Here is a 12,780-nt window from a genome sequence, read left to right as displayed (position 1 = left end):
GTCGTATGCCCATCCGCTATTTTAAGCGGGAGACTGTGTCGGGCGATTCAAGGGGCCCGCTCCAAGGATCAAGTTCGCCAAACGTTTGCGTATGACTATTGACGCCAGCCACGTTGCGACGGTGCGAATGAGTACGTTTTATGAGGGGCGAATATGGCACTATGATCCGGTTCACCGCGACCCCATACCGCAAACACGCGAATAACAGCCGAATTGCACTCCTGTTTGAATCACGGCTCGTGAACTCGCCGCGTGAAAATGAAAAATCAAGGCTAAAAGCAAATTGAACTGAGGGCCAGATGGATACTGTAGTAATCGAGCCGGTTGTCGAACCGGAAGCGCCTCGTTGCGTGCTAATCCATACAACAGTCGCGGGAAGAGTCAATCTCGCAGATTTCCAGAATGCCGTTCCCGTGCTTCGCGAACTGTCAATCGTGAACGAGACAGAAAGCGACTTCACGGAGCTGCGATTGACGGTGAATTCGGAGCCACCCTTCCTCAAACCCAAGACCTGGTATATCGATCAGCTTGCGGCCGGACAAACGGTACGTCTGACCGATCTCGACCTGGGTCTTGACGGGCCGTTGCTTGGGCGATTGACGGAGTCAGAAAAGTCGGTCGTCTCTTTCAGGCTCGTTTCTTCGAAAGACGATTCCTCCGAACTGCAGGCCGTCGATTCCGTCGTTGATCTTCTTCCGCGCAACCAGTGGGGAGGCCTTTCATCCCTTCCTGACATGGCGGCGGCATTCGTCCAGCCTAACGAGCCAGCGATCGAGCGCGTCCTCAAGCAGGCCGCTGATATTTTGCGAAAGGCGGGCAAGTCGGGCGCGATCAATGGTTACCAAGAAGGCGCCCGGCGCGCGTGGGAGCTCGCATCTGCTATCTGGAGCGCCATTGGCGCGATGGGGCTGGACTACGCTGTGCCGCCCGCCAGTTTCGAGCAACAAGGCCAGAAAGTCCGTGGCCCCGGCCAGATTGCTGAATCGGGTTTGGGCACCTGTCTCGATCTCGCCCTTTTCGCGTGTGCGGCGATCGAGCAGGCTGGGCTGAATGCTGTACTCGTGTTTCAGAAGGGGCATGCATTCCTAGGTGTCTGGCTGAAGCCCGAAGAATTCTCGACGACCGTCGTCGACGACATCACTGCTCTTCGCAAGCGCGTAAAGCTGAAGGAGATGGTTCTTTTCGAGTCGACATTGCTCACACAACGTCCGTTGCCAGCGTTCAGTTTTAGCATCGCGAAAGGCGAAGAGCACATTTCCGAAGAGGAAGAGGCAAAATTCGAACTGGCCATTGACATCCGGCGCGCACGCCTGCAACGCATCAAGCCTCTCGCCAGCGAGCAAGCTGTTGTGCGCAGCACGGGCGGCACGAATGCCGTTGATGAACTGGAGCCAACCTGGGAAGACGCACCGGATTTTCCTGAAGAGTTCGACGACACAAAAGCTGACGACCCTTTTGAGCGCCCAGAGGACCGCCTGACCCGCTGGCAGCGCAAACTTCTCGATCTCTCGCTGCGGAACAATCTGCTGAGCTTCAAGGCCGGCAAAAAATCAGTGAAGCTCGATGCGCCCGAGCCGGGACTACTTGAAGACGTACTGGCTGAAGGCCATGCATTGAAGCTTCTCACCCGCCCTGACCTGATGGACGGTTCGGACCCGCGTAGCCAGGCGATTCACGAAGCCCGCGAACGGGAACATATCCGGCGTCAGCACGCCCTGGATGCGCTAAAACGCAAAGAAGTCTTCGTCGGACTGACGCAAGACGAGATGGACACACGCCTGCTCGAGCTCTTCCGAAGCTCGCGGACAACGCTTCAGGAGGGCGGCTCCAATACGCTGTACCTTGCATTGGGCTTCCTGTCATGGACCCGAGATGACAAGGATGACAAAAAGTATCGTGCGCCACTCATCCTGGTCCCTGTCTCTCTTGAACGCCGCAGCGCCCGCTCCGGTTTCAGTCTGAAGCTGCATGACGACGAAGCCAGATTCAACCCGACACTCATCGAGATGCTGCGTCAGGATTTCGAGCTTGAACTCGGCGTGCGAGACACAGAGCTTCCGAAGGATGACTCCGGCCTCGACGTCGCAGGTATCTGGAAAACGGTCTCCAATTCCATCAAGGACATCAAGGCGTGGGAAGTCGTCGAGGATGTCGTCCTCGCATCGTTTTCGTTCGCCAAGTATTTGATGTGGCGTGACCTGACCGAACGTACCCAGCAGCTCAAACAGAATCCCGTCGTCCGGCACCTCATCGACACGCCGCGCGATTCGTATCAGAACACAGTGGAGTTCCCCGACGTAAGGCGTCTCGACGCCGAACTCCCGGCGAAGGAGACGTTTTGCCCACTTCCGGCCGACTCCTCACAGCTGTCTGCCGTTGTCGCGGGCAGCAAGGCCAAGGATTTCGTCCTTATTGGCCCGCCGGGCACCGGCAAGAGCCAGACGATTGCCAATCTGATCGCGCAGTTCCTAGCTGAAAAGAAGCGCATTCTGTTCGTATCCGAGAAGATGGCAGCGCTGGACGTCGTCTACCGGCGCCTTGCAGACGTTGGCCTTGGCAACTTCTGTCTCGAGCTTCACTCGAGCAAAGCCCGCAAGACTGAGATTCTAGAGCAGCTACGCACATCATGGGACGCATCGGCTGCGTTCGCGCCAGAGGAGTGGCATGCCGAAGCAGCCCGTCTCGAAGGGCTTCGATCGCAGCTCAACGGCTACGTTGAACGCCTGCATCATCGCCACCCGAATGGCTTGAGCGTGTACGAAGCCATTGGCCGGGTCGTCGGAGGCCGTGACCTGCCGGTGCTGCGGATGTCGTGGCCGTCAGCTCAAACTCACGATTTGGAAGCAATGCGCGGGTTACGTGAAACGGCTGAACTACTCGATGTCAACGCAAAAGCTTTCGGTGAAGAGCATCTCAAGGAAACTCCGCTCGCACATGTGGTCCAGACCGAATGGTCGCCATTGTGGCAGGCGGGCCTTGAGGACGCAGCCAGAGGCGTACCCGATGCGGCCGCCCGCTTCGAGAAGGCGGCGTCCGAACTGGGTAACGCAATCGGACTGCCCTCGCTGACGCTGGACGCACGCGTGCGGGCAGGTCTGCGCCTGCTAGCAGCCACGCTGCCAGCTGCTGCAGGGTACGACTGGCAGTTCGTCCTTCGCCCTGACGCAAAATCTGTCGCCGATGGGTTGCGTCAGGCAACTCCGCTGCTTGAGCGTTATCGCGAACTGCTCAGTGATCTGTCTACGCCACGCTCAAACCAGACGCTCGACGATCTGCGTTTGGGTATCAGCCAGCTCCAGCGTGAGGCCGAATTGCACGCGCAGTTATCCCGGCCGTGGAATGAAGCCTTGCAATCGCGACTGGCATCGGGCATCGAGCTTTTGCGGAACCGCCAGGACGTCGTCGGCCAACTTTCTCTCTCATATAAGGAGGGAATTTCGACGAAGACAGTCGCTGAGCTTCAGTCAGACCTCCGCGAGCTCAAGGCATCGGGTTGGCCGATGAGCATGATGCGCAAACGGGCTCTTACCAGGAAGCTGAAGGAACTTGCCACGGCAGATGGGGAGCCAGATATTGATGGCGATATCGAACGGCTTGCAAAGATCGATAGCCTGACCATCGAACTGAAGGCGTTCGATGATCTGTCGTTCCCAACATCGAATGCATGGGCCGGCCTTAAGACCGAACTCGATGTGGTCCGCGCGCTGCTTTCATTCCAGACGGCGCTGGAAAAGGCTCGCGAACGCTCAGCATGGGAGGACGTTGGACTCGATCCTGTCGGTCGCGGGCAATGTGGCGATGTGGCACGCGAAGACCTGCAGCGTTTGCGCGAATTGCGGCAAATCGCACAGATTGTCAATCGCCTCGCCACTCTCGAATCTGACACCGACGCCGTGTGGTCCGGATATAGCACAGATGTCTCCATCGCGAAGGCCTATTTGTCGTTCCATGGCGCCCTCACGGCAGCTCGTGCCGAAGGTCATTGGGTCGATGATGGGTTTTCGGCTGTAGAGTCCGGCCGTGCTGGCGCATCCGCCGCTGCCGACCTGAAACGCATGCGTGAACTCGTCTCACTGCGGGCACGTCTTCAGGAATTTTCAGACCTGTCCACGAGAAGCTCCGGTCTCTGGAACGGCCTGCAAACCAAGACGGAAGGAATTCAGCCGGCGCTCGATTTTTTTGAGGCATTGAGCAGTGCCTTGGCAAGCCTGGCCAGCACGCCCGAGCTACTTGCTGCAGTTAAAGCTCAGATATCGCTCCTGCTTGGCGACAGCAACGCCCTCCTCGCACCATCTGGAATCGTTGCGGGCTCCGGGCGCATGTATGCTGACGCTCTGAGCGCATTCGATCATGCCGTGTCCCAATTTGCCACGGCAAGCGGACTGGCGTCCGCCGAGCATTCAGTTCTGTCGGAATTGCCATCGGGACAAATTGCCGGACGCGCCCGGGAAGTGGTCCAGGGCGCAAACCGCCTGCGGGTATGGTGTGCATGGCGGAAGGTTCGCCAACATGCGCTCGCACTCGGTCTTGCGCCGCTCGTTGACGGGATCGAACAAGGTGCTATTCCGCGTGGGTGGGTGAAGGAAGTATTTGAAACCGACTATTGCCGCTGGTGGCTGAATGCTGTCGTGGACGCCGACGAAGTGCTGCGCACGTTTGTCTCGGCAGAACACGAGAAGCGCATCCACGACTTCCGTGAACTCGATGAACGGTTCATCTCGTTGACGCAGGACTGGGTCCGCGCGCAACTGTCAGCGGGCCTTCCCTCGCCGGCCAAGGTAGCGCACGGTTCGGAATGGGGTCTTCTGCGCTATGAGACGCAGAAGAAGACTCGACATCTGCCGCTGCGCGAACTGATGTCTAAGGCATCTGGCGCAATCTCACGACTTACGCCGTGCCTGTTGATGAGTCCGCTTTCGATCGCACAGTACCTGCCCGCCGAGACAGCGGACTTTGACGTGGTCGTCTTCGACGAGGCCTCGCAGATTCCGGTATGGGACGCGATTGGTGCGATGGCTCGCGCGCGTCAGGTCATCATGGTCGGAGACCCCAAGCAGTTGCCGCCTACCAGCTTCTTTGACCGCGCGGAATCCGATGTTGACGACACCGACGTCGAGACTGAGCTCGAAAGCATCCTGGAGGAATGTATCGGTGCCAACCTGCCGACGATGAAATTGTCGTGGCACTATCGTAGCCGTCACGAAAGTCTTATCGCATTCTCGAATTACCGCTATTACGGCGGTGATCTCGTGACCTTCCCGAGCCCTGTCACGAACGACCGCGCGGTCAGCTTCAACCTCGTTCCACAAGGGCAGTACGAGCGCGGTGGCGCTCGTACCAACAAGCCCGAAGCGAAGGCGCTGGTTGCAGACCTGATCGATCGTCTCAGATCTCCGGGCTTTCGCGACAGTGGACTGACAGTCGGTGTCGTAACCTTCAACGCGGAACAGCAGCGGCTCATCGAAGACCTGCTTGATGAAGCGCGTCGCAAAGATCCTTCAATCGAGTGTCATTTCGCGGAAACTGCACCTGAGCCAGTGTTCGTAAAGAATCTGGAAAGCGTCCAGGGTGACGAACGGGACATCATGTACTTCTCGATCACCTATGGCCCGGGTATTGACGGGACGATGCCAATGAACTTCGGCCCGATGAATCAGCAAGGCGGCGAACGGCGTCTGAATGTTGCGATTACGCGAGCACGGCAGGAGTTGCGCGTATTCGGCAGCTTCAAACCGGAAAGGATGGACCTCTCGCGGACGCAGGCACTGGGCGTCAGAGACCTGAAGCACTTCCTCGAATTCGCTGAGCGCGGCGCCCGAGGGCTGGGCAAGGCGGTCGCTGGCAGCATCGGAGACTTTGATAGCCCGTTTGAGAAAGCCGTATGCGCCGCGCTTACTGAGCGAGGCTGGACGGTTCATCCGCAGGTGGGCGTATCCGCGTTCCGCATTGACCTTGGTGTCGTCGACCCGGACGCTCCGGGACGGTATCTGGCTGGCGTCGAGTGCGACGGCGCCACCTATCACCGCTCTGCGACAGCGCGCGATCGCGACAAGCTTCGGGAACAGGTGCTGCGTGGGCTGGGCTGGGAGATCGTTCGCATCTGGTCAACGGACTGGTGGGTCGACGCGCCCGGTACACTGGAAAAGGTTCACGCGCAGCTCGAAGCCCTCATCGCCGGCCGGCGTGCCGAAGCCGCTGCAGAAGAAGACCGCGCCGCAGAGCCGGCGCAACGGGCTATTGCGGCGGCAAAGGCGGACAGTAGCGATGCTGAAACGACGACGCACCGCACAGAATTGGATGCAGCTAACCCGGTGCAGCAGACCAACATCGCAGCGACCGACATTTCGGTCGGTAGTCCGGCGACGTATGCACGCAATGGCTCGATTCCAACTGTCGAAGTTTCCCCCGGCGCCACATTCATCGAGGTTGATCTGGCGATGACAGACCATGTAGCCGATGCTGAGCAATTCTTCGAACGGGGCTACGACTCACGGCTGCTAGCAATGGTTGAACACATTGTCAAGGCTGAGGGACCTATCCGTGATGAAGTACTTGCTCGTCGAATTGCCCGGGCTCACGGCTGGTCCCGTACCGGGGCTCGCATCCTGGAGCGCGTGGTCGATCTGACGAAGCGATACTTTCATGGCGAACCGGAAGACATTGGCGTGTTCTTCTGGCCAACGCGCGACACAGCAGAACACACGGTCGTATTCCGACGACCCTCTGAGGGCTCGACGCGTGCAGTCGACGAAATCGCGCTCGCTGAACTGGCCGCGCTCGCCACCGAGTTAAAGGGGCGAGGCTATGACCGCGAAAACGGCTTGACGGCCATGGCGAAGGAAATTGGTCTTCTCAAACTGCGTACCGCCAGCAGGGAGCGCCTCGAGCGAGCGTGGGAAACCGCACGCGAGTAGCACTTCATACCCGAACTTTCGTGCCATCGATAGGGCCCTGACGGCACCCTGTCGATGGGTGCGACTTCAAATATCCATCCGGGTAGTGATGGATCGCATCAACGCAACAACAAAATCTACGGTGCGCAACGCATGTGCCGAAAATAAACCAAAGACGAGAGATTTCGATGAAGATGGAAGACAAGGCCGCAACACAGATTGCACTGCATCCTTTTGAGCAATGGTTGACCGAACGGCACAAATGGCTCCAGACAGCAGCGGCGCGGATGATCAAAGCGCGGGCGCTGCCAGACGCAGCAGCGATTAACAACCTTGCAGACTTGTGCATATTGGAAGCGTCGAAGCAGAAGAGCGATCAGTTCGAGGTCGTTGCGACCGGAGCCCTTGCTCAGCCCACAGGTCAAGCTTCGCTTCGCCTGCGAAAAATCAGCGAGATAACAGGCGTCAATGCGATCAAGCATGGCGCTACCCTCGACTTTGGCACTGCGGGTCTTTTCGTCATCTACGGGTCAAACGGTTCCGGGAAGAGCGGATACTCCCGGCTTATCAAACAGATCTGCGGATCGCGCGCCAAGGAAGAACTCTTAGGGAACGTTTTCAGCAAGGAGCGCCCCGAGCCATCCGCACGCATCCACCTCGCCGTAGGGGAAGGAGAGAAGGAAGGGACCTGGAAACTGTCGGACGGCCCCGTGTCCCAGCTTCGGCACGTCCATGTATTCGACTCGACCGTGGCCACTCTCTACTTCGGTGCGAAGAACGAAGCTACCTATGAGCCCTCGCGCATGCGCTTTGTTTCGTCCCTGATCAAAATTTGCGACATGGTCTCGGGCGAGTTGACTGACCGGAAAAATAAACTGCAGTCGAAGCTACCGAGGCTGCCCGAGGATCTTGCAGGTACCTCATCCGCAAAATTTCTCGCGACGATGAAAGCTGGCATCACTGCCGAAGCCATCGCCACGGCTTGCAGCTATACGAAAGGGATGAACGAGGAACGCATCTCGGGAGAAGCCACGCTTGCCGAGAAAGACATTCCCGGGAGACTTAGAGTTATCGAGCGCGAAATCTCAGCGCTTAACATTGTCAAGACGATGGTTCAAGGTTGGAAGGAAGTCTTAGGCGATGAAAGTCTGGCGAATCTTGCAAGCGTGCGGGCGACCGCTATCAAGAAGCGGAAAGCTGCCGGCGAGGATGCAGAGAAGGTCTTCGGTGGATCACCGCTTGAAGGGGTCGGTCAAGAATCGTGGCGCGAGTTATGGGAAAAGGCTCGCGAATTCTCAGTGTCACATGCGTACAAGGGAGCGGATTTCCCAAATACTACCGGGGACGCCAGATGTGTCCTTTGCCAACAACCGCTCGTCGACGAAGCCAAAGTCCGTCTAACGCAATTCGAGAAGTTCGTCCGGGGTGAGCTGGAGAAAGACGCCGCAGACGCAGAAAGAGCGCTGAACAAGCTTGAGAAGGCGTTGCCCTCCCTCCCCGACGCGAAAGCGTGGATTGTCAACACCAACCCGATCAAGCTAGAGGAACAGACTGCCGCCGACTGGCTCAGCGCTCTGGTCGCACGCCGCGACGCCGCAAATACTGCAGTTCAAACCGATCAGATACCAGTCGTCGACTGGGCAGCATTGGAAACGCCGATCACGGAAGTTTCGGATACGCTTCTCGCAGAAAAAAAAGCGTTGACCGAACTGCTGCAGGACGGAAAGCGAAAGCAACTCGTCGCACGAGTGCAGGATCTGATCGCATGTCAATGGTTAAGTCGGGAGCAGGACGCGATCCAATCCGAAGTGCAACGACTGAACACGGTCGCGACCCTTGCCAAAGCCATTTCCCTCACCTCGACTTCGGCGCTAACCAAGAAAAACACGGAACTCGCGGACCAGGAGCTGAAAGGCGGCTATCAGGACCGTTTTACAAAGGAACTTGAAGCGCTCAATGGAGCCCGCCTTCCCGTCGAACCCAAAAGCAAGCAACAGGGGAAAGGAAAAGTTACGTTCTCCCTCTCTGTGAAGGAAACTGGGGACGACGTGAAGGCGGAATCAATCTTAAGCGAGGGCGAACGTCGAATCATTGCGTTGGCCGCGTTTCTTGCAGACATCTCCGGCTCAGGCCAGCCGACTCCGTTCGTATTCGACGATCCGATTTCCTCACTCGACCAGGATTTTGAAGAGCACGTGGTGGATCGCCTCGTTGCGTTGGCTCGCGAACGTCAGGTTATCATCTTCACCCATCGGCTTTCATTGTTGACCCAAGTAGAGTCAACCGTAAAGAAGCTACGCGATGAAGCAGAACTCAAGAAGCAGCCCGCACCGGTCGACTTGGCTACGATATCTCTACGGCGCCTCGGACAAAACGTCGGGTTAGTTGCAGATCTGAGCATCAGAGACGCTAAACCAGACAAAGCGCTCAATAAAATTCGCAACGAAGCGATCGTGCAGTTGAGAAAGCTACACGACGCAGCGGAAGTCGAAGAGTACGAACAGCGAGCCAAAGGCGTGTGCAGTGACATTCGAATTCTGGTCGAGCGATGCGTCGAAACGATATTGCTCAACAACGTGCTACTCCGTTTCCGCCGAAGCATCACAACTCAGAATCTTATTGGAAAGCTGGCGAAGATACGGTCGGAAGACTGCGCAATGATTGACGACTTGATGACGCGCTACTCTGTTTTCGAGCACTCCCAGTCGAGCGAATTGCCGGCCGAGTGTCCCGACATAGAAGTCATTGAGCGTGACGTTGACAAACTAATCGAATGGATCAAGGAGTTCTCCGGGCGTTCGGTGAAGTGAGACGTTTTCCCATGTGACATGAGCGGCGAATCCTTCGATATGGTCGGGACGATGTTACGGAAAGCATTCAGTAGGTTGAGGCCAGACGATCGACCAGTCCTGCATTCTGATCAAGGTTGGCAATACCGTCTTTCCGTCTAAAGTCACCTGCTGAAGAAAAATACCGTCACGGGTAGTATGTCCCGGCAGGGAACTGCCTCGGCAACGCGGCCATGGAAAGCTTCTTCGGTATCCTCAAGTCAGAGTTCTATTACGCCAACGACTCCGCGACGTCGATGAGCTCGAAAACGGCCTGAAGGAATGCCTTCACTACTACAACCATGAGCGTATTAAGCTGAAGTTTGACGGACTCAGCCCGTCGAATATTGAGCTCGCTCCTCTTCAGCATAGCTGCTAACCGTCCAACTTTCTGGGTTCGGCTCAATGCTGCTCCGGACCCTGCAAGTTGTAGGTGTGCTTTACACCCATCAAGAAATCCGCCACGGCGCCGTTAAGGCAGAAAGCTGCTATTTCCTTAGCCATAAAAGCGTTTTCGCCGTACGGTCACAGTATGCCAGACAGAAGACCCCTCCTCTTCCTCGAACCGATTCTCGCGACGCCCGCGATTGAGAAAAACGGGGTCACGGTCGCGATCCGTTCCTCACTGCTGTCGTCGTTGTTCAGCGACCAGCGCTCGTTGTTCCTGTCCAGTGTCGCCAGCGGGTTTGTCGCTCTGGTGGCGCTCGTGAGCCTGCGTCAGCTGTGGCCGGCCCTCTGGTTGTTGACAGGCATGAGTGTCGTTTCCGCACGCCTCTTCATTGCGCATTCGTACATTGCCGCCAGCCGTTCCAGCGCGATTCATCCGCTTCGCCCAGCCCGGCGGTACGCACTGCTGGCGCTGGCATCTTCTACCGTGCTGGGGACCGGCTCGATGGCCTGTATGATGTCCGGCGATGCTGCGCTGAGCGCGCTTGCCATCATGGTGACGGCGGGCACACTTGGCGGAGTTGCGTCGAGAAATGCGGGGGTGCCCCGTCTGGCAATCGCACAGGTTGGGCTGGGTGCAGCGCCGATCGGGCTGGGCGCCCTGCTTGCACCCATCCACGCATACTGGGTGCTCGTACCGCCGCTTTTTGCGTACGTCGTTGCAATGGCGTCGATTGTCCGACGCCATTATTCGGGACTCGTCGCGCTGATGACGGCCGAACAAACGAACGCGGAGCTGGCGGCCCGGTTCGATGCGGCCCTTACCCATATGCCTCACGGCTTGTGCACGGTAGACGAATCCGGGAAAGTGGTCATCGCGAACCGGCGCACCGCGGAACTGTTCGGTGCCACCGTTGAAATGCTGAGGCTCAACGTTCCGTTGCCCGAGTTTATTGGCCATGTAAGCCTGGAGAAGTTTGGCGAAACGCTCAGGAAACAGCTTGTCGAGCGATGTACCACATGGCTGTCAGCTGGACGCGGTCCTCTCGAGCTGGAACTCAATGATGGCCGCCAGCTCGAGATGACGCAAAATCCGGTGCCTGACGGAAGCGCGGTGATCATCATCGAGGATGTGACCGAGCGCCGGGAAGCCGAAGCGCAGATGCGCCACTGGGCGCGACATGACCCGCTTACCGGCCTGCCGAACCGCCGGCACCTGGGCGAGCATCTCGAGAGCAGACTCGTCGGCGCCGAGTCCGAGACCAACCATGAGCCGGTGCTTGCCCTGATGTTTCTGGATCTGGACGACTTCAAGAAGGTCAACGATGGTCTTGGTCACCACGCTGGGGACCTGGTATTGAAAACGGTTGCGGACCGTCTTGGAAAAACACTGCGACAGGGCGAACTGGTGGCACGCGTAGGCGGCGACGAACTGGCCATTGTCGTTGAGCGTGCAACTTCAGCCGCTTGCGCCGCACTCGCGCAGCGCATTATCGAACGGCTCTCGGAACCGTATCGGCTACCAGCCGGCACCACGGCCACGATTGGTGCGAGCATCGGTATTGCGTTCTCCATCAATGGGGAATCCATCGATCTTCTGACGGAGCGCGCTGACGCAGCCCTGTACGAGGCAAAGAAAGTGGGCAAAGGAACATTTCGTTTCGCCGCGACGGAGGCGGCAGAGGTCGACACCGCCATTACCAGGGACGACGACACAAACGCCAACTGCTGCTCGAGCTAGCGCCCTCGCTTTTGCCGCTCATCGCGCGGCGGGCGCACGCAGCGTGCCCCCACCACTTTGCCGGGGCAGACCATCGGGAAAATTCAAGCGGCGTGAAGCTTGCTCAGGCATCGCTGATGCTGCGAATCTTTCGTCCCATTCGAGGCTGGATCATGGAAAGCTCGGTCTTCGTTCAGCGCGCGAACCAGCAGGCCGCCGATAATGCGCTGGTTCTTCACGCACTGGAAGTCGCCGTCCACACGCTGGAGGCGCATCACGGGCTTACGGTGCACTGCGAGGACGATGTCTTTCAGCTGGACTTTGAGCCCCAGCTTCACATCGTCACCCCCGCGATCCATCTGATCAAAACCGGCGCCATCGCCGTGCCTCCCCCGCCCGGTGTTGCGGAGGCGATCGACCTCGACATGGAGCAACAGACGACGGACGAGGGACGCGTGCTGCGCGCCTTGCATGTGGCGTCGTACATGCTTTCGGTGCATTGCGGCATGCTGGGCGTATCGATGGGCGATACATGGACGCTCGACTTCAAGCCGCAAACAGACCTGCTATCGCAGGCGATGGCGCTGATGGGCGTGGATACGTCGAGGCCCTTGCACGCGGCCATTCCCCGGCGAGATTCCGAGGACTACGATGATGATGCGCCAACGCTTTGAGCAGCAGCTCGCCACCTTGCTTCGCAGCCGGCCCGTCGGCACGACCGCCGATCTGAGCGATTGCATCGTGGCGTACTGGAACGGCCACCAGATCATCTACGCGTTCCTGTGCGATAACCAGAGCTGCCAGGTCGACGAGGAATTTGATCTCGACGATTACGTGTGGGACGAGTGGCGTCCCGTGTTGGAAGAATGGCCGGTCGCGCCGACCTTTACGCTTCGCGAGGAGGTAAAGCGCTGGTTGGCCGACGCGCCGCCATTCGAAGCGGGTCGATGAG

General features: G+C 58.2%; 5 protein-coding genes and 1 pseudogene. All 6 read left to right on the top strand.

Annotated features, from left to right (window positions below):
• Positions 1-299: 299 nt before the first annotated feature.
• On the top strand, positions 300-6,914 hold the full coding sequence (locus BPHY_RS37495) for a DUF3320 domain-containing protein (protein ID WP_012406670.1): 6,615 nt from the start codon (positions 300-302) through the stop codon (positions 6,912-6,914).
• 167 nt (positions 6,915-7,081) lie between these two features.
• Positions 7,082-9,703 (top strand): AAA family ATPase, encoded by a 2,622-nt coding sequence (locus tag BPHY_RS37490; RefSeq protein ID WP_012406669.1) that lies wholly within the window; start codon positions 7,082-7,084, stop codon positions 9,701-9,703.
• A 30-nt stretch (positions 9,704-9,733) separates the two neighbouring features.
• Positions 9,734-10,100, top strand: a pseudogene (locus BPHY_RS43735) (transposase); the annotation flags it as partial.
• Between the two features lie 153 nt (positions 10,101-10,253).
• Complete coding sequence (locus BPHY_RS37485; protein WP_012406668.1) at positions 10,254-11,849, top strand: sensor domain-containing diguanylate cyclase; 1,596 nt, start codon at positions 10,254-10,256, stop codon at positions 11,847-11,849.
• A 92-nt stretch (positions 11,850-11,941) separates the two neighbouring features.
• On the top strand, positions 11,942-12,502 hold the full coding sequence (locus tag BPHY_RS37480) for a hypothetical protein (protein WP_012406667.1): 561 nt from the start codon (positions 11,942-11,944) through the stop codon (positions 12,500-12,502).
• On the top strand, positions 12,480-12,779 hold the full coding sequence (locus BPHY_RS37475) for a hypothetical protein (protein WP_012406666.1): 300 nt from the start codon (positions 12,480-12,482) through the stop codon (positions 12,777-12,779). Before BPHY_RS37480 ends, BPHY_RS37475 begins: the two co-directional genes overlap by 23 nt.
• Position 12,780: the final 1 nt, after the last annotated feature.

Source organism: Paraburkholderia phymatum STM815 (assembly GCF_000020045.1).
GTDB classification, from domain to species: Bacteria; Pseudomonadota; Gammaproteobacteria; order Burkholderiales; family Burkholderiaceae; genus Paraburkholderia; species Paraburkholderia phymatum.
Note: the sequence above shows the minus strand (reverse complement) of the source record. Positions and strands in the feature narration are given on the sequence as shown.

Bases quoted from the DNA above. Each gene is read 5' to 3' on its own strand.
- BPHY_RS37490 (WP_012406669.1), top strand. From the start codon at position 7,082: ATGAAGATGGAAGACAAGGCCGCAACACAGATTGCACTGCATCCTTTT.
- BPHY_RS37485 (WP_012406668.1), top strand. From the start codon at position 10,254: ATGCCAGACAGAAGACCCCTCCTCTTCCTCGAACCGATTCTCGCGACG.
- BPHY_RS37475 (WP_012406666.1), top strand. From the start codon at position 12,480: ATGATGATGCGCCAACGCTTTGAGCAGCAGCTCGCCACCTTGCTTCGC.
- BPHY_RS37495 (WP_012406670.1), top strand. From the start codon at position 300: ATGGATACTGTAGTAATCGAGCCGGTTGTCGAACCGGAAGCGCCTCGT.